This window comes from Pedobacter sandarakinus (assembly GCF_026240095.1).
Taxonomy (GTDB): Bacteria; Bacteroidota; Bacteroidia; order Sphingobacteriales; family Sphingobacteriaceae; genus Pedobacter; species Pedobacter sandarakinus.
The window spans coordinates 58,462-76,578 of sequence record NZ_JAPIVG010000007.1; the positions used below are offsets into that span (position 1 = coordinate 58,462).

The window sequence follows — 18,117 nt, forward strand, 5'->3', positions numbered from 1 at the left end:
AAATGAAAAAAGGAATTATTGTTCTTTTAGCAGCAACCTTGGGTTTAGCAGCTTGTAACAAAGAGAAAAAAGGTGCTGGTGGTTTATTATACACGGTTCACCATACAGAAGGAAACGAGAAAATCAAGGAAGGCGATATCGTAAAGATGAACTTCATCCAAAAGAATGAAAAAGATTCAGTTTTGGGAAGTACTTATGAGAACGAAAATCCACAGGTTTTTCCGGTACAAAAGAAAATGTATGCTGGCGACATGAATGATGTACTTACGTTATTCGGAGAAGGTGATAGTGCTACATTTAAAATTAACTTAGATACGATGGCTTTTTATAGCAAACAACCAAAGCCAGAGCAATTTAAAAACGATAAGTATCTAACGTTTACTGTAAAAATCGAAAAAGTATTCAAAAAGAATGCTGGTGAGGCCGATTCTACATTCAACAAAAGGGCTGGTGAATTTTTCCAGGCGGATTTCAAAGCTTCTGCAGAGAAAAAGAAAAATGCTGAAGAAGGAAAGATCAAAGCATACGTTGCAGATAACAACTTGAAAACTCAAACATCTGCAAGTGGTTTACAGTACATCATTACTGCGCCAGGAAATGCCGAGCGTGCCCAATTAGGCGATACTGTAACCTTGAATTATACTGGTAAATTAGCTAAAAAAGACGCTAAGGGAAAATATCCTATATTTGATACAAGCGATGAGAAATTAGCGAAAGCTGAAAATAAATTCCAGGTGGGCAGACCATACGGGCCAACTAAAATGGCTCTTGGTGGAACTATTCCAGGTTTTACAGAGGCCTTGCAACTTATTGGCAAGGGCGGTAAAATTACTGCAATAATTCCTTCAAAACTTGGCTATGGCGAGCAAGGTGCCCCACAAGTTGGTATTATGCCTTACAATCCAATTGTATTTGATATCGAAATTACGGATATTAAAAAAGCGCCAGCTCAATCTGCAGTACCAAGCAATAAATAATCACAAAAAACTTTTGTAAGTGTTGCTCGTAAAGGGTAACACTTTTTTTATGTTAAATAAATAGATCAGTATGAAAAGAAGAGTTGTTATTTTATTCGCGGCAGCTACAGCCTTGGTTGCTTGTAATAAATACGAGAAAGGTGAAGGCGATATGACCTACAAAATCTACAATAGCGAGGGTAAGCCCAAAATACAAGAGGGAGATTTTGTAAAACTAAACGGTATTCAGGTTATAGAAACCGCCAATGGCGATTCTACTTTGGTAAATACCTACGACAATGAGCGGCCTGCGTTTTTCCCAATTGGTAAAGCAATGTTTAAGGGCGACATGGTTGCTGCATTAAAACTGTTGGGTGAGGGAGATAGTGCAGCGTTTAGGCTAAACTTAGATTCTATGGCTAAATATTCGGGACAGCCAAAACCCGCCGGAAGTAAAGATAACTTTTCTACTTTTACAGTGAAGATTGAGAAGGTATTGCATAAGGCAGCAAATGAGCCAGATTCTCTTTTCGAGAAAAAGAAAAGAACATTTTTCGAGGATGAGTACAAGGCGCTGATTGCAAAAAATAAAGCAAGTGAAAATGCAAAGATTAGTAAATACATTGCTGATAATAAACTAAAGACACAAACAACATCATCCGGATTACAATACGTAATTGAAGCGCCAGGTAATGCAGATCGTGCAACGTTAACTGATACCATTATGGTTGATTATACAGGTCAGTTCACGAATAAAAAAGCAGATGGCAAACTAAATGTATTTGATACCTCTGATGCAAAAATTGCCAAAGAGACTGGAATATATTCACCAATGGCACAATACGCAGCCCGTCCTCTTGTTTTAAACCAATTGGCACCAGGTTTTATCGAAGGCGTTCAACTGATCGGTATAGGTGGTAAAATTAAAATAATCATTCCATCCAAACTTGGTTATGGAGAAAACGGTGGTGGGCCGATTAATCCATTTACACCATTGATATTCGATATCGAGATAAAAGCAATCAAGAAAGCTTCTGGGGTGGCCAGCACTGCTCCAAGCGCATCTGCTTTACCAAGATAGATTTAAAAGTTGAAAGCATAAAAAAGGTTAGCATGAATGTGCTAACCTTTTTTCGTTTTTCGTATACCTACACCGCTTCAATTTCCAGTACCTTCGAGGTGCGTGCTCTTGTTGCCTCGCAAAGAGTGGCATCATTTGCAAGTTCTGCACCATAAGTTGGGATCATTTCCTTTATTTTATTTTGCCACTCATCAGTAGCCAAATCTTCCTTAAAGCAGCGGTCTAATAATTCTAACATAATAGACACAGCGGTAGAAGCACCCGGAGATGCACCTAGTAGCGCAGCAATTGATCCGTCTGCGGCACTAACAACCTCCGTTCCAAATTCTAGTATCCCTCCTTGCTTTTCGTCTTTCTTAATTACCTGTACACGCTGGCCCGCATATTCCAATTCCCAGTCTTGCAGCTGGGCTGTAGGTAAATATTCCTTTAGTGCTTCGAGTCTATCTTGCGGCGATTGCCTTACTTGTTCAATTAGATATTTCGTTAAATCAAGATTGTGCAATCCGGCAGAAATCATCGGTCTAATGTTGTTCAGTTTTATCGACTTGGGAAGATCGAGAAACGAACCGTTTTTCAGGAACTTCGTGCTAAAACCAGCGTAAGGACCAAAAAGGAGGGCCTGTTTGCCATTTATCATTCGGGTATCTAAATGAGGTACAGACATTGGTGGCGCACCTACAGCAGCCTTTCCATAAACTTTTGCATGATGCTTGGCAATGATTTCTTCATTAGTGCATTTTAACCATTGTCCGCTTACCGGGAAACCGCCAAAGCCTTTTCCTTCAGGGATGTCAGATTTTTCGAGGAGTGGTAGCGAACCACCGCCAGCGCCTATAAAAACAAATTTTGCTACACGCTTGCGTTTATCGCCAGTAGACAGATCTTTAACTTTAACACTCCAGTTGCCATCTTTATTCTTTGTTAAGTTCCTAATCTCATGGTTGAAATAGAGACTCACATTTGGTTGTTCTTTTAAATGGTTGAACATGTCTCGGGTTAGTGAGCCGAAGTTAACATCAGTTCCTAAATCCATTTTTGTAGCAGCAATTTTCTCGTTTTTCTTCCTGCCGTTCATAATCAGTGGTGCCCAGTTTTTAACAGTTTCTGCATCTTCGGTATATTCCATTGCGCTAAACAAAATGGATTTACGTAATGCTTCATAACGTTTTCTGAGATAGTCTACGTTTTTTTTACCCCATACAAAACTCATATGCGGAATTTTTCTGATAAAGTTTTCGGGATTTGAAATCAATCCTTTTTCTAGAAGGTATGCCCAAAATTGCTTCGAAACCTCAAAGTTTTCAGCAATCTGAATCGCTTTTTTAGTTTCTACCGTTCCATCCTTTTTTTCGGGGGTGTAATTTAATTCGCAGAAAGCAGAATGGCCCGTACCTGCATTGTTCCATGCGTCGGAACTTTCTGCTGCTGCGATATCAAGTCTCTCGTAAATCTCTATGCTTAAACCCGGTTCTAACTCTTTTAACAAAACACCGAGTGTTGCGCTCATGATCCCAGCGCCAATCAGAATTACATCTGCGTCAGTTTTACCAACTGTCTTTTTCTTTTTTGTCATCTTATTATTAAGGAATTACAAATTTAGAAGGATTTCAAACATTAAAAGAATTTTACATGCTCCTTATAGCAATAAAAAATGCAAAATTTACATTTAAAACATTACTAATGGCCACCCAAATCAAAATCCAGTCCAAATAATCAATATTTAGATGTATATTCTTAAAAAAGACAAATATTTTACTTCGAACGCATTAATATACCATATTGATCTAATTAGCAAGCCATTCTGAGTACTACTTTTTTAGGTATTTAAAGATGAAAAGTTATTTAAATAACCAACATTTTATTACAAGTCTTAAACATTTGAGCGCTGTAACTTTTGATTCGGAATGTTTAACTTTGTACCATGATCGATTTACCAGTAGTACCTGCTGTAACTGAAGTGAAACGTAAGCCAGATTGGCTCCGTGTTAAACTGCCCGTTGGGAAGGAATATGCACAAGTACGTAGTTTAGTTGATACACATAAGCTACACACCATTTGCGAAAGTGGTAATTGCCCAAATATGGGCGAATGCTGGGGTGCAGGTACGGCAACTTTCATGATCTTAGGGAACATTTGTACACGCAGCTGTTCGTTTTGCGCCGTAGCTACCGGTAGGCCATTAGCAGTGGATGTTGATGAACCGAGTCGTGTTGCAAATTCTGTTAGATTAATGGGTGTAAAACATTGTGTAATTACATCTGTAGATAGAGATGATTTAAAAGATGGCGGTTCCATCATTTGGGCAGAAACGCTTCAGGCCATTCGGAAAGAGAGCCCAGTTACGACGTTGGAAACACTTATTCCCGACTTTAAGGGTCAATGGGATAATCTTTATCGAGTTTTAGAGGAGCGTCCAGAGGTTGTTTCACATAATATGGAAACTGTAAAACGACTTACAAGACAAGTGAGAATACAAGCAAAGTACGATAGAAGCTTGGAGGCTTTGAAAAGGATTTCTGAATTCGGTTTGAGAACAAAAACCGGAATTATGCTCGGTTTGGGAGAAACAGAAGAGGATATTTTCGAAGCGATGGACGATTTAGTAGCTAATGGTGTACATATCTTAACACTTGGTCAGTATTTACAACCCACTCGTAATCACCATCCGGTTGTAGATTGGATTCATCCAGATACATTTGCCATGTATAAAGAAGCCGGTCTCGCTAAAGGACTTAAATATGTAGAAAGTGGGCCACTTGTGCGTTCATCATACCACGCAGAAAAGCATCTTTTTCCAATCGACGGAATACTATAACATAACTTAGTTTTTAAAAGGCATAAAAATGTTTTAAAAATAGCACTTCAAAATGGAGTATGTATTTAAAACATTTTTTTGGTTTATGTGTTCTGTATTGTATCTTAGTAACCAATAGTGACTGCATTAAAAAGACAAACCCTAACCGAGCCTGAACTTGTTCATGCCCTCCAGTCGAGAGATTCCGGAGCGCTGAAAACACTGTACAGTATGTATTCTTCTGCACTTTATGGTGTTATTTCGCGTATTATCACGCATACTGAACTTGCTGAAGACGTTTTACAGGAGACCTTCGTGAAGATATGGCAATCTGCCGAATATTACGACAATACCAAGGGCCGCTTGTTTACCTGGATGATGAATATTGCCAGGAATTTATCTATTGATAAGTTGCGATCCAAAGACTTTAAGAATTCACTCAAAAACCAAGATATAGAAAATAACGTAAGTTTCGTTGATGAACAAAACAAGGTTACCTTTAATCCAGATGTTCTTGGAGTTAAGCAACTTGTTGGAAATCTTAAGCCGGACTTACAAGCCGTTCTTGATTTAGTTTATTACAAAGGCTACACTCATGTGGAGGCCGCAGAAAAGTTAGATCTGCCATTGGGGACTGTTAAAACCAGAATCCGTTTGGCTATTATTGAATTGAGAAGGAATTTTAATTAATCGTGGAAAATTTAAAAGCATATATCGAATCTGGAGTACTCGAGCTGTACGTTTTAGGTGATTTATCACCAGAGGAAACGTTGCAGGTGGAAGAAATGATTGCCAAGCATAGTGAAGTTAGGGATGAGGTTGCTGCAATTGAGCTTACGATAGAGAGCTATGCGATGCAGAATGCAGTGGAGCCATCCCGCGAGGTTGAAACAAAATTGTTTCAAAAGCTTGGTATAAGTGATGAGCTGCGCAATGGCGATGTTGAGCCAGCTGCACAAGCAGAGGCAAAAGTTGTAACGCTAGATAGCAGTGATGGTAAAATGAGAACCCTTCGTTTTGCGCTAGTTGCTTGTGTCGCTTTACTATTAATGAGTACGGGTGCGCTGTTTATTACCTACAGTAGGTTAACTGATGCAAAAGATCAGATAGCTAGCTTAAATATTGATAAGGAAAAATTTGCTGGTACAGTTAGTAAACTCGAATACGATAACCGTGGATTGAACAACATGGTTGAAATGAATGAAAGCAAAGAGTGGGCAACTATTAGTATGCAGGGCCAGGCATATAGTCCGAAATCGAAGATGAATGTGTATTGGAACAAAAAAGATAAATCTGTGTTGATAAACTACGTGGCTATGGATTTACCGAAAACAGACGCACAGCATGAGTATCAGCTTTGGGCCCTTGTAAATGGTAAACCAGTTAGCTTGGGTGTTTTCGGAAAAATAGATGCAGAAGGAAGTGATGTAGTGCAGAAGATGCAAATGATTGAAGAAGCGCAAGCTTTTGCAGTAACAATTGAACCAATGGGCGGTAGTATAAACCCAACAATGGAAAAGTTAACCGTAATGGGCGGTGTTTAAAATATGTATATCAATGTGAAGGCTCGTTTTTAAAACGAGCCTTTTTTTTTGTTCAAGATTTTGGTGCGTACTTAACTTCCTCAAAAGGCTGAACTAAGACCCATCCTTCTCCAAAAAACTCTAGCTGGAAAGATTCTCCGCTCCCTCGCCCAATGAATGAGCCAAAGGTTAAATTGGTCTTAATATTTGGGGATAAGTTTTCTGACCATGCAACTGTTGCATTTGGATCAGTATAAACTGGCTGGCTTGATGTTACGCGGAGTAAAATTGGTTCTCCATGGGTAGTGATGGCGATAAATCCGCTGCCTGACAGTTTAACCTGGAATAAGCCCCCACTCATCATACCCGCGACACTTTTCAACATTTTTATTTCATTTTTGATGTTGTCTTCAAGCGCCAAAACATCATTGCCATTTACGAAGATAGACTCATTTTGAAGTTGGATGATTTTTACTTTTTTTCCTTCATCGGCCAGGTACAATCTGCCAGTTCCCGTGGCATGCATCAATGAAGTACCTTCTCCAGATATTGCTTTTTTTATCAGTCCACCAAGCCCCTTACTTAATATTCCTTCTTTTTTAAAATTAATATCGCCAATATACGCTACCATTGAGCCCGCTTTGGCCATAATTTTTTGATTTTTGAGGTTGACTTCAAGAAGAGCCGGTTTTTCAAGTTCGAAAAAACTATTTTCATTTGGATTTTCGGCTGATTCCTGAATCAGCTCATTCAGGCTATAGGTTTTATTGGTATTCATGTTATCGTTGTTTTTAGATTTAGGTTTTTAAGAATTGATTTTCAGTACTATCAGCAGAATTGTTTCATTTGATGGGGTATCTCCCTCGCTACATCACCAGCTGCCACTACAAATGCATTATTTGCTAGGGTGTCGCCAGCTTTTCCATGTAGAAAGCAGCCTAGAATTGCCGCATTCAATGTACTGTAGCCTTGCGCCACCAAGCCCGTAATTATCCCAGTTAATACGTCGCCCATACCGCCTTGTGCCATCGCCGGATTACCAGTAGGATTGATGTAGATATGTCCGGCAGCAGAACAAATGAACGTAAATTGATTTTTGAGTATGATGGTAATACCAAGTGATTTTGCTTCTGATTTTGCAGTTTCAAGTCGATCCCACCAGCAATCGTGGTCGCCAAAAAGCCTATCGAACTCCTTCATATGCGGTGTAATAATGGTATGTTCAGGGAGCTTACTCATCAGATCAGATCGGTTTGCCAAAATATTAAGTGCGTCTGCATCTATTACAAAGCTGTTTTTGGTAGCAATTAAGCTTTCAATGAAACGCTCATGCTCTTGGGAAACACCTAAACCTGGGCCAATTGCTATCGCTTGATATTTTGCCGGGTTTTCGATCCGTGTATACTCATCGCGGGGTAAAGCCATCACTTCTGGTAATGCCGTATTTAAAGTAGTTAATCCGCTTTGCGGAATACATGCCGTGGTGAGGCCTGATCCACTATAAAGACAAGCCATAGCAGTTAGAATAGCAGCGCCCATTGTGTTTACACTACCTGCAACGATGAGTGCGTGGCCATACGTACCTTTGTGGCTAAATAATTTACGTGGCTCCAAAATTTTGCTGATGTCACCCGCTGTGATTAAAGAGAAATCTGATGTTTGGCGTTCAATAAAGGATTCATCCAAGCCAATATCTACAACCTCAAAATATTGTGTAGCAGCTACACTTTCTGGAAGATAAAAATTAATCTTTGGTCGTTGGAAACAGATGGTTTTATACGCTTTTATGCCCTTGTAATCTCTTGTAGTTTTGCCTTCGGAAGGGAAGCCTGTGGGTATATCTACTGCATAAATCTTCTTATGTTGCTTGTTTAAAAAGCCGATCAATTTTTCGAATTCACCTGTAAGCGGTCTGTTCAGGCCGGAACCTAAAATGGCATCAATAATGAGATCGGCTTTAAAATTCTTTAGGTCTGCGAATTTACTGAGGTACACTTTCTTACACTTGGATTCTTCTATACGCTGCAAATTGATCAGATAATCTTTTGATGCCTTCCCTGTGAAACTAACCAGGTAAACCTTCAAATTTTGGTAGCCATTGTTGAGCAATATGTGTGCAATAGCTAACCCATCCCCTCCATTATTTCCTTCTCCACAAAATATAGCAATGGTTTTTTGGGTATCAAATTCATCGTGTAGAAATGTCTTTACAAATGCTTTGGCAGCCCTTTCCATTAAATCGATGGAGGCAATGGGCATGTTGGCAATCGTGAAATTATCAACCAGTCGCATCTGCGATGAGGTGAGCAAAGTTTGCATACTTTATAGGTGCTTTTTGTTAATAAATAGCATCGAAGAGCGAATTGTTTTGTTCTCCATGTGATAATGAAAATAAGCTTTTAATTTTCAATTCGAATAACAAGTTTTACTTATTTATTTTTATTTATTTGGCAACTGGTTAAATTTGAAGGCTAGATGCTTCACCTTGCGCAGTTACCTTTAAGTAAAACACCAACTATGGAAGAAAAAATTATTATCGGCGTTACCGATTGCAGCAAATTTGAATTGTACAGCAACTGGGTTTTAAATTACGAAGAAAAAATTGAGGTGGTACAGTTGGGCTACAAGCAGGATAATTTTGACGCTATTAAAAAGTGCCATGGCATTGTTTTAACTGGAGGGGAAGATGTGCATCCGCATTTTTACAATTGCCCTGAATATTATGAATACTGCTACGAAGATGATGTGGATGAGCAGCGTGATGCGTTTGAGTTTAGGGTTTTAGCCTACACCGAAGAACACGGTATTCCGGTTTTAGGAATTTGTAGGGGTATGCAAGTGGGGAATGTTTATTTTGGGGGAACGTTAATTCCCGACATACCGGTTTGGGGAAAGTTTGATCATGGAAAAATGCCCGATAAAACAGACCGATACCACGAAATAGTGGTTAATCCATCTTCTTGGCTTAATGGCATTGTAAATACAGATCGAGGGTTGGTTAACAGCAATCACCATCAAAGCACCGATAGGGTTGGAAAAGGATTGGTAGTGAGCGCCATTTCGGTAGATGGTATTGCTGAAGCTATGGAACGACTCCATGCTACCAAACTACCCTTCCTTTTATTTGTACAGTGGCATCCCGAGCGTTTAAAGGATGTTCAAAGCCCATTTGCGCAGAACATCTATAGTGCATTTATACAAGCAGCGCAGAAATGGCAAGCCAACAATCCGTTAAGTATTGTCTGATGGCGAATTACTGCTATGTTTCGATTTTTCCAAGACACACGGCAACTCCATCTTTAAATTTGTTGGAACTGCATACGCCCGGGTTTAAATCTTTTTCGATAAATTGCGACTCGAGTTTAATACTTTGAAAACTACACCTAATGAAAAAACTACTATTCCTGGTTGCTTGTTTTATTTTCACAGTAAATAGTTACGGTCAGAATATCGTTTCAGATAGCGACGCTGGAGAAGCTGAAGCCATCTCATCTGTTCAAATTGCCATCATCCCCGAACCAGTTTCTTTAATGAAGAAAGCTGGCATGTTTACATTACCTGAAAATGTAATTATCCAAGCACCCAAAAGCGGTGAGTTGAAACAAAGTGTTGCATTCTTAACTGATAGAATCGGTACCGCCACAGGAAAGTTTGTGAGCAATGTGAATAATGCAAACCATCCAACTATAAAATTAATTCTAAATAGTCAGGCAGACGCACAACTTGGAAATGAAGGATATCGCTTAAGCGTTAACCCGACTCAAATTGTGATTACGGCTAATAAGCCAGCGGGAATTTTTTGGGCTTCACAGTCATTAATCCAACTTTTTCCGGCAGCTATTGAAAGCAAAGAAGAAGTAGAAAATTTTAAATGGAAACTGCCTTGTGTAGATGTAGTTGACTATCCAAAATTGGGATGGCGTGGATTAATGTTTGATGTGGCCCGTCATTTCTTTACCAAGGATGAGGTAAAGCGTTTTATAGATGACATGGTACGATATAAATTTAACCTGTTGCATTTGCATCTGGCTGATGATGAAGGTTGGAGAATAGAAATAAAGGGTTTACCAAAGCTTACAGAAATCGGTGCCTGGAGTGTAAAAAAAGAAGGCACATTTGGTGATTTTATTCCTCCATTAGCCAACGAACCTCGTACTTATGGTGGTTTCTACACCCAGGAAGATATTAAGGAGTTAGTGCAGTATGCTCAGGATCGTTTTGTAAATATTTTGCCAGAAATAGATGTTCCTGGCCATAGCTTAGCCATTATCGCATCGTACCCCGAACTATCTTGCACCCCAGAAGCTGTAAATTACAAAGTGCGTTCGGGCGAGAAAATTATGGATTGGAGTAGGGGGGCACCACCGATTGCATTGGTAGATAATACACTTTGTCCGGCTAATGAAAAGGTATATAGCTTTCTAGATACGGTAATTACACAAGTTGCACAACTTTTTCCTTTCGAGTACATACACATGGGGGGCGACGAGGCTTCGCATAATTTTTGGGAGAAAAATGATCAGGTAAAGGCCCTAATGCAACGCGAAGGATTAAAAACAATACCCCAAGTGCAGGCATATTTTGAAAAACGGGTAGAGCAAATTGTTGTGGCCAAGGGTAAAAAATTTATGGGCTGGGATGAGATTTTGGAAGGCGGAGTTTCGCCCACAGCAGCTGTTATGAGCTGGAGGGGAATGAAGTATGGCATTGAAGCCGCAAACGATAAGCACAACGTGGTGATGAGCCCGACGGATTTTGCCTATTTAGATTATATGCAAGGCGATTTGAGTACCGAGCCGAAGGTTTATGCGTCATTGCGATTAAATAAAGTATATCAGTTTAATCCACTTCCGGCAGGGGTAAATGCACAATACGTTATCGGCGGGCAAGCCAACCTGTGGACCGAGCAGGTATATAACTTTCGCCAGGTACAATATATGCTCTGGCCACGTGCCTTCGCTATTTCAGAATCAATTTGGAGTCCCATTGAAAAGAAAAACTGGGTAAATTTCATTGACCGAACTCAGCTTCATTTTAAACGTTTAGATTTAGCGGAGACAAAATATTCTCCTGCCATTTACGATCCTATTATTGCTGTAAAACGATCGCCTGATAAACAATTGATGATTGATCTAACTACGGAGATTGATGGTTTAGATATTTATTATAGTTTTGATAATTCAACACCAGATCGTTTTTATCCGAAGTACACGTCTCCTTTGGTACCGCCAAAAGATGCGAGTTTATTGAGATTAATTACCTATCGGGGTAAACAGGTTGCGGGTAGGCTAATGTCTATACCAATTGCCGATTTACAAAAGAGAGCCAGGTAATGGGTAAAGAGATTGAACGAAAATTTTTGGTAGATCATGCCAAATGGAGCCAGTTGGATAAACCTTTAGGTAGGGAATTTAGACAAGGCTATATTTCAATTAATCCAGATAAAACTGTTAGGGTAAGGATTGCCGAAGGTCAAGCTTGGCTAACCATCAAAGGGATAACAACCGGGGCTACCCGATTGGAGTATGAGTATGAAATTCCGGTGGCAGAAGCAGCCGAACTACTGAATCATTTCGCTGATGACGAAGTACAAAAAACTCGTTATTTAATAGAATATGCAACCAAAATTTGGGAAATCGATGTATTTGACGGAGAAAATGAGGGCCTTATTATTGCAGAAATAGAATTGGAAACTGAACAAGACGCTTTCGAATTGCCCGAATGGATTGCCGAAGAAGTAACCGATGATGAACGTTATTACAATTCCAACTTGAGCATTAAGCCATTTAAATTGTGGCATTAAATAGTTCGAAAGGGAAATTGATGCGACCAACGCTGTTATTAAACCCGATAGCCGCGGCAGCCCCCGATTGTGCGCACAAATCTTTGTGCTATGATGCTACTTTAATTTTGCATAGACATATCGGGGCTAAAGCAGATAGCGGGACAATACTAACCCAAGCACTAGAGAACGCTCATTTTCATAAAAATGAATTCTAATTAATAAAAACTTCGGATAGTTGGCATTTCTAATAGGATGTGAAATCTGGATTATCTCCCTTTATCTATCTTAAAAAACGGAATGAAGGCGTGACCCTGATGGATGAACCCTACAACAGCTTATGATTGTCGGCAAATTTGACCAAACCAATGATTGACTTGACGCCGGTTTTTCGCCAAATATTTTTTCGATGGGTTTCTACCGTGTGGGCAGATATAAACAACTTGCTGGCGATGCTTGCCGTGGTATATTCTTGAGCAATTAGTTTAAGAATTTCGATTTCTCGTGGCGATAAATTATTAGGGATATTGAAGTGCTGTTGTTTAGAACTTAACCCCGCCTGTGCTGGCATAAGTGAAGCTTGAACATAAGTTTTACCATCAATTACCTGATGAAGTGCGCTGCGGAGTTCTCGGTTTGTAATGTTTTTAAGTACGTAACCCGAAGCTCCTGCCTGTAACAGTGCAGACATGCTCAACAAATCATCTTGCATAGAAAGCACCACCACTTTGGTTTGGGAATGTGTCTTCTTAATAGATTTTGTTAATTGAATGGTGTGCTCTTGGCCAATATTAATGCCAACGAGTAGTAACTTAACGGGATAAATGCTGATTTGTTGAAGAGCTGATTTTGCAGAATTTGCTTTTCCCACAACCTTAAACTCGTCGAATTTATTCAAAATTGTTTCTATACCATCAATCATCATGTTCTGATCATCCACAATAAAGACAGTAATTTTTTCCATAAATCGTTTTTAATCTTATCCTTTCCTTAAATTAACACTACTTGCGCAAACATGTTTAAAAAAAGATAAAATTGTAAACCTCCTTAGATGAAGATGTAGGCTGTATCGCTTACATGGCTGTAATGAAGACATAAGTGTAAACTTATGATTTGATACTGAAGAAATTCAATTCACCATTTTTAGATTTTAACCAATGTTGATTAGCAAGAAAGTGGTAAATGTAGAAGTTGTGAAACAAAAGCTGCTTATGCAGCTATTACTTCTGCTACCTCATCTGCAGAAATATCGCTATGCGATGCTTCTAAAACACATTCACCGTTCTTGATTAACAATATCTGTGGAGACTGGTGGGCAACGCTAAATTCGGTTGCAATGGTATTTGATATATCCCGGTAGCTAATAAGATCTAAAAAATAGAGTTTAGTATCGGCTGGAATTACATCCCAACTAAATTCGAAATTCCTTTTTGCCATAAGCGATATGGAACAACGCGTACTGTGCTTAAAAATAAGGCTGTATCCGTTAGCTTGTTTGATTTCTTCTAATTGCTCTACTGATGTTAAATTTACCCAAGTCATAATAAAATTTTTATTAATAGATAACATCTGCAGTGTGAATTGGTTCTGCAGATGACCTAAAAATGAAGAATGAAGTTTTCGAATTTTAGTTTCTTCTGCGTTTGCCTTCAGGATAAGATCCGTAAGCAGGGCACAATTTAGAGGAACAAGATTCTAATAGGGTAATGGTGCAAAACACCGCCAGTAAAAGGATGGCAATTTTTTTCATCGGGTAGATCATTTTAAACCACTAAGGTACAAATATTTATTAAAAGGAGATATTAAATGTTGGCAGAAAAATCGACCATCTTTATGGCAGTAATTGCCGCTTCATCGCCTTTATTGCCATGTTTGCCCCCGGCACGGTCTTGGGCCTGCTCTAAATTGTTTGTAGTTAACACCCCGAAAATTACAGGCTTGCTGTATTTTATGCTCACGTTTGTTACCCCTTGCGCAACCGCATCGCAAATAAAATCGAAATGTTTAGTGTCGCCTTGAATTACGCAGCCCAAACAAATTACGGCATCAATGTCTTTTCTTTTACTTAACAAAATATCTGCCCCACTGGTTAATTCAAAACTCCCTGGAACCGGGATGGACACAATATTTGCCTCATCAACACCATGATCTAAAAGCGTTTTTAATGCGCCATTGTATAATGCACCAGTTATTGCTGCATTCCATTCGGCAACAATGATTCCAAAGGTATAATTTGCACCACTTGGTACCGTGGTGTGAGAGAAATCTGATAAATTTTTAAGTTGTGTAGACATGTTACAAAGATAGTTTTCAGTAATTAATGTTTAAAGAACTTAATGTTTAAATGATGTAAGTTTACTGATGGGTTGCTTTTACGCTAATTAAAATGAAGCCCTGTATAAGTTGCCCCTATCGGGATGGGCTTTTCGCCAATCCAAACCTGGTTTCTATCGAATTTAGAGATTTTACTCCTGGCAACAATAAATGCCCTATGGCAACGTACAAAATCGTTCTTGGGTAGTAAATCAGATAGATCGTTAATAGTGATTCTGGAACTCACCATTTTATTGTTGAGCTGAATTTGGGTGTAATTTCCCGAAGCTTCGATGTATAATATTTCCGCTAACTCTACTTTTACCTGCTCATAACCATCTTTTACAAAAATAAATGTAGGCTTTAGATCTACCCGTTGGCTACGTAACACATGCACCTCTTGTGCCTTATTACATGCTTTTAAAAACCTGGCGAGCGAAAATGGCTTTAATAAATAGTCTACCGCATCTAGCTCGAAGCTTTGCACCGCATGCTCACTGTAAGCTGTGGTAAAGATTACCATTGGCGCATTGCTTAAGCTTTTTAGAAAGTCGATGCCGCTTATGTCTGGCATCTTAATGTCTAAAAAAATAAGGTCTACCTGATTTTGTTGAAGATAAGACATTGCCATGAAGGCATCTGTAAAAGTCTCTACCAATGTTAGAGAGGTAACTTTGGCAGCATGCGATTTTATAATGTCAAGTGCAATGGGTTCGTCATCTATGGCAATGGCAATCATATTTTAATCTTTTCTTTCGCAAGATAGCGATAATGATTAGTCCAGCGTTAAAGTTAGGTGTACAAAGAATTCATTGGCGCTTTCGCGGATAATTAATTCGTGCCTACCGGCGTATAATAACGATAGGCGTTGCTTAACATTTGCCAAACCAATGCCGCTTTTCAATTTTTCTGGATCGTTGTCTGCCTTGATGTAGATGCTGTTACTTACATCGAAATACAATGTTTTCTCTTTAGTTTGAAGTGTGATCTTGATATAGGATGGTTGTTGCAGACTTATTCCATGCTTGAATGCATTCTCTACAAAAGGAATAAGTAGCATGGGTGTTATCTTTAGATTGCTTAGTTGTTCCTCGATGTGTGTTTCGATGCGTATATCTGCGGAGCGGGATGTACGTAGTTTCTGCAAATCAATATAATTGTTAAGATATTCCAATTCCCTGGTGAGCGAGATCTGATCCAGGGTGTTTTCGTGCAACATAAATCGCATCATGTCACCTAGTTTTTGAATGCCCTCTCCTGTACGTTCAGCGTTCTCTTGTAACGCCGTGCCGAATAATGTATTTAGTGCATTAAAAAGAAAATGTGGATTGATCTGAGATTTTAAGAAATGTAGGCTTGCATCAGACTTTCCCAGTTCTGTTTTCAGCATCTGAATTTCACTTTGTTTCTCGAACTTGTTTTTATAAATATACCAGCCTAAGGGAGTCGAAATGCAAATCATGCCTATTGCAGTAAAAATAAGCGCTATCGGAATCGCCTCTCCATTTCGCATGAAACCTGCCAGGGCTAGCAGCAAAAGAAGACATATCATGGCTGTTAAGGCTACATTTCCCCAAAAATAACGACCAAAGCCTTTTCCGGTTTTTCGGAGATTGGGAATGATGTAGTAAACCGAAAAAAGTGTAAAAAATATATTAACGGGGGGAAAGATTAACCACAGTACCACCAGCTCATAATCGAATCTTGGCGAAAGTACTACACTAAAAATCATCAATGAGATCAGCCAGATTTTGATTGAGATGAAAAGCTCGGAAATGATATCACCCGTAATCCTTTTTAAAAATTTGATTCTTTCTAAAAGTGATAATCCGCGTTCGTTGAAGTAAGCGTAACCATTTAATAATAGGTACAACAGAAAGATGTAGGTAAATGCTTCACCAAATAGCACATCGTAACCACTAGAGAGGTGATCAAACTCGACCAAACGGTAAGCCTGCGAATAGGTGTTGGCTACCATCCAGATTAAAACGGAAGCTCCTGTTACCAAAATAGTGAGGATAATGTTTAGCGCAATGTTGTTTCTTCGCACCAACTGCGGCATCAAACTAAAGTTAAATAGTAGAAAGCTAACATAAAGGGTAGTGGTTTTAATTATTTCCGGGAGGAAAAAATTTTTCATTACTCGGTAGCTAATTTGGCTTTCGGTGAAGCGGTATGCATTGTCTGGACCAAAGGTAGTGGAAGTGCAAATGCCAATTATCGCCAATGTATAAAGAGCGGTAGCGATCCAGAATTCTATCCTGTTGATATTTTTTGTATCTGTTGGGGTTGGAGTAACAATCATCATAACTTATATTATGGTTGCAATTTTACATACACCCAGCGAATTGATTTTGAAAATGTGACGGATGATGCCATAAATGTGATGAACAACCTTTATTCACCATAATTTCTGTTTGCTGATAATTAATATGAACAGATTTTTAACTTTGCGCAAGTATCTTTTAATAATATTAATATGATCGTTTACGGAATTCCAAATTGCAACACCGTTAAAAAGGCCCTAGATTGGCTAAAAGTGAGAAATCTCGACTATGAATTTCATGATTTCAAAAAGAAAGGTATCTCAGCTGAAAAACTGAACGAATGGTGTAAAACCTTTGGATGGGAAACTGTGCTTAACCGACAAGGTTTAACCTGGAAGAAATTGCCGAAAGACGTTCAAAGTGAAATTGATAGCCAAGATAAGGCGGTTGCTTATCTAATCGATAACACAAGTGCGATTAAGAGACCAATTGTAGAGCATAATGGCCAGGCAATTTTAATATCTTTTAATGAAGATGCTTACCTTAAAACACTAGGCTAGTTCGTTTGTTCTAATGTTAAAGTTTGTTAAATACGAGCTTTTCATCTTGCACTAACTTACTTTTATATATGTATAAGCTCATTCTTGCCTTTTTATTTGCGTTTCCAATTGCTGTTTCTGCACAAACAGTTACTACCGGAACAGTTTTCGATTACAGTAAAAAAACCCTAACCCTACCCGGGGTTTCGGTAAGAAATTTAAATAATAAGAAGGTAACCAGCACCAGTAAGGAAGGGAAGTATACTATACCGGCGAAGGTGGGCGATCTAATCGAATTTTCTGCTGTCGGATACCATACAGATACGCTCTATCTTATCAATTTATTAAATAGATCTATCTATCTACCTGTAAAATCTACTAGCTTGGCCGATGTTGATGTTCGGGGCGTTAGAATGAACAGCCAAATTACGGATGCTAAAGACCCCCTTGCCGAGAAATATACCTTGCTTAATACGGGTGGTAATTTAAACAGGAAGCGGATGACAGATAAGGTGGGTGGATTAAATTTAAACTTGGGCTACGGCAAATATAAGCGTCAACAACGTAAGGAAGCAGCGTTGGAAGAACGAGATTTATACTTGGCTGAAATTGATGGAAATTTTAGTGAAAAAGCTGTTAATGACTTAACTAAGCTCCAGGGAGAAGAATTGAAAAACTTTATGGTGATTTACCGCCCATCGGTAGAGCAGGTAAAGGCCGAAAGGCCCTTTCGTTACAGCTATTATATTTCCAAGGCATACGTAGCATGGCAAAAACTAACGCCACAGCAACAAAAGCTGCAGGACTTACCCAAATTAAAATTAAATAACTAATAATATTCCTTAAGTAACATTGTAGG

The 18,117-nt window shown here is 38.9% G+C and carries 18 protein-coding genes; 10 read left to right on the forward strand and 8 right to left on the reverse strand.

The features are described 5' to 3' along the window. Positions 1–2 precede the first annotated feature (2 nt). Positions 3–977 (forward strand): FKBP-type peptidyl-prolyl cis-trans isomerase, encoded by a 975-nt coding sequence (locus OQ268_RS16810; protein ID WP_265857854.1) that lies wholly within the window; start codon positions 3–5, stop codon positions 975–977. Between the two features lie 70 nt (positions 978–1,047). Beyond that, positions 1,048–2,037 (forward strand): FKBP-type peptidyl-prolyl cis-trans isomerase, encoded by a 990-nt coding sequence (locus tag OQ268_RS16815; protein ID WP_265857856.1) that lies wholly within the window; start codon positions 1,048–1,050, stop codon positions 2,035–2,037. A gap of 67 nt (positions 2,038–2,104) precedes the next feature. Here OQ268_RS16815 and OQ268_RS16820 read toward each other — a convergent pair whose 3' ends face one another. Then, the gene (locus tag OQ268_RS16820; protein ID WP_265857857.1) at positions 2,105–3,613 is read right to left on the reverse strand and encodes a malate:quinone oxidoreductase; all 1,509 of its coding nucleotides are present in this window, start codon (positions 3,611–3,613) and stop codon (positions 2,105–2,107) included. A gap of 348 nt (positions 3,614–3,961) precedes the next feature. Here OQ268_RS16820 and lipA point away from each other — a divergent pair, with 348 nt between their 5' ends. The 3 genes from lipA to OQ268_RS16835 all read left to right on the forward strand — a co-directional run bounded on the left by lipA (position 3,962) and on the right by OQ268_RS16835 (position 6,378). Further along, positions 3,962–4,855 (forward strand): lipoyl synthase, encoded by an 894-nt coding sequence (gene lipA, locus OQ268_RS16825; RefSeq protein WP_265857859.1) that lies wholly within the window; start codon positions 3,962–3,964, stop codon positions 4,853–4,855. A gap of 117 nt (positions 4,856–4,972) precedes the next feature. Beyond that, entirely contained in the window at positions 4,973–5,524 is a 552-nt protein-coding gene (locus OQ268_RS16830) for an RNA polymerase sigma factor (RefSeq protein ID WP_265857860.1), read from the forward strand. Between the two features lie 2 nt (positions 5,525–5,526). After that, complete coding sequence (locus tag OQ268_RS16835) at positions 5,527–6,378, forward strand: anti-sigma factor (RefSeq protein WP_265857862.1); 852 nt, start codon at positions 5,527–5,529, stop codon at positions 6,376–6,378. A gap of 52 nt (positions 6,379–6,430) precedes the next feature. Here OQ268_RS16835 and OQ268_RS16840 read toward each other — a convergent pair whose 3' ends face one another. Together OQ268_RS16840 and OQ268_RS16845 are read right to left on the reverse strand one after the other, a co-directional pair. After that, positions 6,431–7,135: an AIM24 family protein gene (locus OQ268_RS16840; protein ID WP_265857864.1), complete on the reverse strand. Its 705-nt coding sequence runs from the start codon at positions 7,133–7,135 to the stop codon at positions 6,431–6,433. 50 nt (positions 7,136–7,185) lie between these two features. After that, the gene (locus OQ268_RS16845; RefSeq protein WP_265857866.1) at positions 7,186–8,676 is read right to left on the reverse strand and encodes an NAD(P)H-hydrate dehydratase; all 1,491 of its coding nucleotides are present in this window, start codon (positions 8,674–8,676) and stop codon (positions 7,186–7,188) included. Positions 8,677–8,874: 198 nt separating this feature from the next. On the opposite strand from OQ268_RS16845, the gene OQ268_RS16850 reads away from it, so the two are divergent. From OQ268_RS16850 to OQ268_RS16860, 3 genes are all read left to right on the forward strand, one after another. Then, positions 8,875–9,603, forward strand: a complete 729-nt coding sequence (locus OQ268_RS16850) for a gamma-glutamyl-gamma-aminobutyrate hydrolase family protein (protein WP_265857868.1) — start codon at positions 8,875–8,877, stop codon at positions 9,601–9,603. Positions 9,604–9,743: 140 nt separating this feature from the next. Then, positions 9,744–11,690 (forward strand): beta-N-acetylhexosaminidase, encoded by a 1,947-nt coding sequence (locus tag OQ268_RS16855; RefSeq protein WP_265857870.1) that lies wholly within the window; start codon positions 9,744–9,746, stop codon positions 11,688–11,690. After that, entirely contained in the window at positions 11,690–12,160 is a 471-nt protein-coding gene (locus OQ268_RS16860; protein WP_265857872.1) for a CYTH domain-containing protein, read from the forward strand. The genes OQ268_RS16855 and OQ268_RS16860 overlap by 1 nt, the downstream gene beginning before the upstream one ends. Positions 12,161–12,467: 307 nt before the next feature. Here OQ268_RS16860 and OQ268_RS16865 read toward each other — a convergent pair whose 3' ends face one another. The 5 genes from OQ268_RS16865 to OQ268_RS16885 form a co-directional block, all read right to left on the reverse strand. Continuing rightward, the gene (locus OQ268_RS16865; protein ID WP_265857874.1) at positions 12,468–13,103 is read right to left on the reverse strand and encodes a response regulator; all 636 of its coding nucleotides are present in this window, start codon (positions 13,101–13,103) and stop codon (positions 12,468–12,470) included. Between the two features lie 245 nt (positions 13,104–13,348). Continuing rightward, positions 13,349–13,681, reverse strand: a complete 333-nt coding sequence (ytxJ, locus tag OQ268_RS16870; RefSeq protein ID WP_265857875.1) for a bacillithiol system redox-active protein YtxJ — start codon at positions 13,679–13,681, stop codon at positions 13,349–13,351. Positions 13,682–13,941: 260 nt separating this feature from the next. Beyond that, positions 13,942–14,433, reverse strand: coding sequence for a 6,7-dimethyl-8-ribityllumazine synthase (gene ribH, locus OQ268_RS16875; protein ID WP_265857877.1), 492 nt, complete (start codon positions 14,431–14,433; stop codon positions 13,942–13,944). A gap of 83 nt (positions 14,434–14,516) precedes the next feature. Beyond that, a complete protein-coding gene (locus OQ268_RS16880; protein WP_265857879.1) occupies positions 14,517–15,191 on the reverse strand; it encodes a LytR/AlgR family response regulator transcription factor in 675 nt (224 codons plus the stop codon). Positions 15,192–15,227: 36 nt separating this feature from the next. Further along, complete coding sequence (locus OQ268_RS16885; RefSeq protein WP_265857881.1) at positions 15,228–16,760, reverse strand: sensor histidine kinase; 1,533 nt, start codon at positions 16,758–16,760, stop codon at positions 15,228–15,230. Between the two features lie 171 nt (positions 16,761–16,931). Here OQ268_RS16885 and OQ268_RS16890 point away from each other — a divergent pair, with 171 nt between their 5' ends. Both OQ268_RS16890 and OQ268_RS16895 read left to right on the forward strand, forming a co-directional pair. After that, positions 16,932–17,279: a Spx/MgsR family RNA polymerase-binding regulatory protein gene (locus tag OQ268_RS16890; protein WP_265857884.1), complete on the forward strand. Its 348-nt coding sequence runs from the start codon at positions 16,932–16,934 to the stop codon at positions 17,277–17,279. A gap of 68 nt (positions 17,280–17,347) precedes the next feature. After that, positions 17,348–18,091: a peptidase associated/transthyretin-like domain-containing protein gene (locus OQ268_RS16895; protein ID WP_265857886.1), complete on the forward strand. Its 744-nt coding sequence runs from the start codon at positions 17,348–17,350 to the stop codon at positions 18,089–18,091. The last annotated feature ends 26 nt before the right edge of the window (positions 18,092–18,117 follow it).

Excerpts from the sequence above, each read along its gene's own strand:
- OQ268_RS16860 (WP_265857872.1), top strand. The coding sequence starts at position 11,690 with ATGGGTAAAGAGATTGAACGAAAATTTTTGGTAGATCATGCCAAATGG.
- OQ268_RS16815 (WP_265857856.1), top strand. The coding sequence starts at position 1,048 with ATGAAAAGAAGAGTTGTTATTTTATTCGCGGCAGCTACAGCCTTGGTT.
- OQ268_RS16890 (WP_265857884.1), top strand. The coding sequence starts at position 16,932 with ATGATCGTTTACGGAATTCCAAATTGCAACACCGTTAAAAAGGCCCTA.
- OQ268_RS16850 (WP_265857868.1), top strand. The coding sequence starts at position 8,875 with ATGGAAGAAAAAATTATTATCGGCGTTACCGATTGCAGCAAATTTGAA.
- lipA (WP_265857859.1), top strand. The coding sequence starts at position 3,962 with ATGATCGATTTACCAGTAGTACCTGCTGTAACTGAAGTGAAACGTAAG.
- OQ268_RS16820 (WP_265857857.1), bottom strand. The coding sequence starts at position 3,613 with ATGACAAAAAAGAAAAAGACAGTTGGTAAAACTGACGCAGATGTAATT.
- OQ268_RS16840 (WP_265857864.1), bottom strand. The coding sequence starts at position 7,135 with ATGAATACCAATAAAACCTATAGCCTGAATGAGCTGATTCAGGAATCA.
- ribH (WP_265857877.1), bottom strand. The coding sequence starts at position 14,433 with ATGTCTACACAACTTAAAAATTTATCAGATTTCTCTCACACCACGGTA.
- OQ268_RS16855 (WP_265857870.1), top strand. The coding sequence starts at position 9,744 with ATGAAAAAACTACTATTCCTGGTTGCTTGTTTTATTTTCACAGTAAAT.
- OQ268_RS16895 (WP_265857886.1), top strand. The coding sequence starts at position 17,348 with ATGTATAAGCTCATTCTTGCCTTTTTATTTGCGTTTCCAATTGCTGTT.
- OQ268_RS16845 (WP_265857866.1), bottom strand. The coding sequence starts at position 8,676 with ATGCAAACTTTGCTCACCTCATCGCAGATGCGACTGGTTGATAATTTC.
- OQ268_RS16880 (WP_265857879.1), bottom strand. The coding sequence starts at position 15,191 with ATGATTGCCATTGCCATAGATGACGAACCCATTGCACTTGACATTATA.
- OQ268_RS16865 (WP_265857874.1), bottom strand. The coding sequence starts at position 13,103 with ATGGAAAAAATTACTGTCTTTATTGTGGATGATCAGAACATGATGATT.
- OQ268_RS16885 (WP_265857881.1), bottom strand. The coding sequence starts at position 16,760 with ATGATGATTGTTACTCCAACCCCAACAGATACAAAAAATATCAACAGG.
- ytxJ (WP_265857875.1), bottom strand. The coding sequence starts at position 13,681 with ATGACTTGGGTAAATTTAACATCAGTAGAGCAATTAGAAGAAATCAAA.
- OQ268_RS16810 (WP_265857854.1), top strand. The coding sequence starts at position 3 with ATGAAAAAAGGAATTATTGTTCTTTTAGCAGCAACCTTGGGTTTAGCA.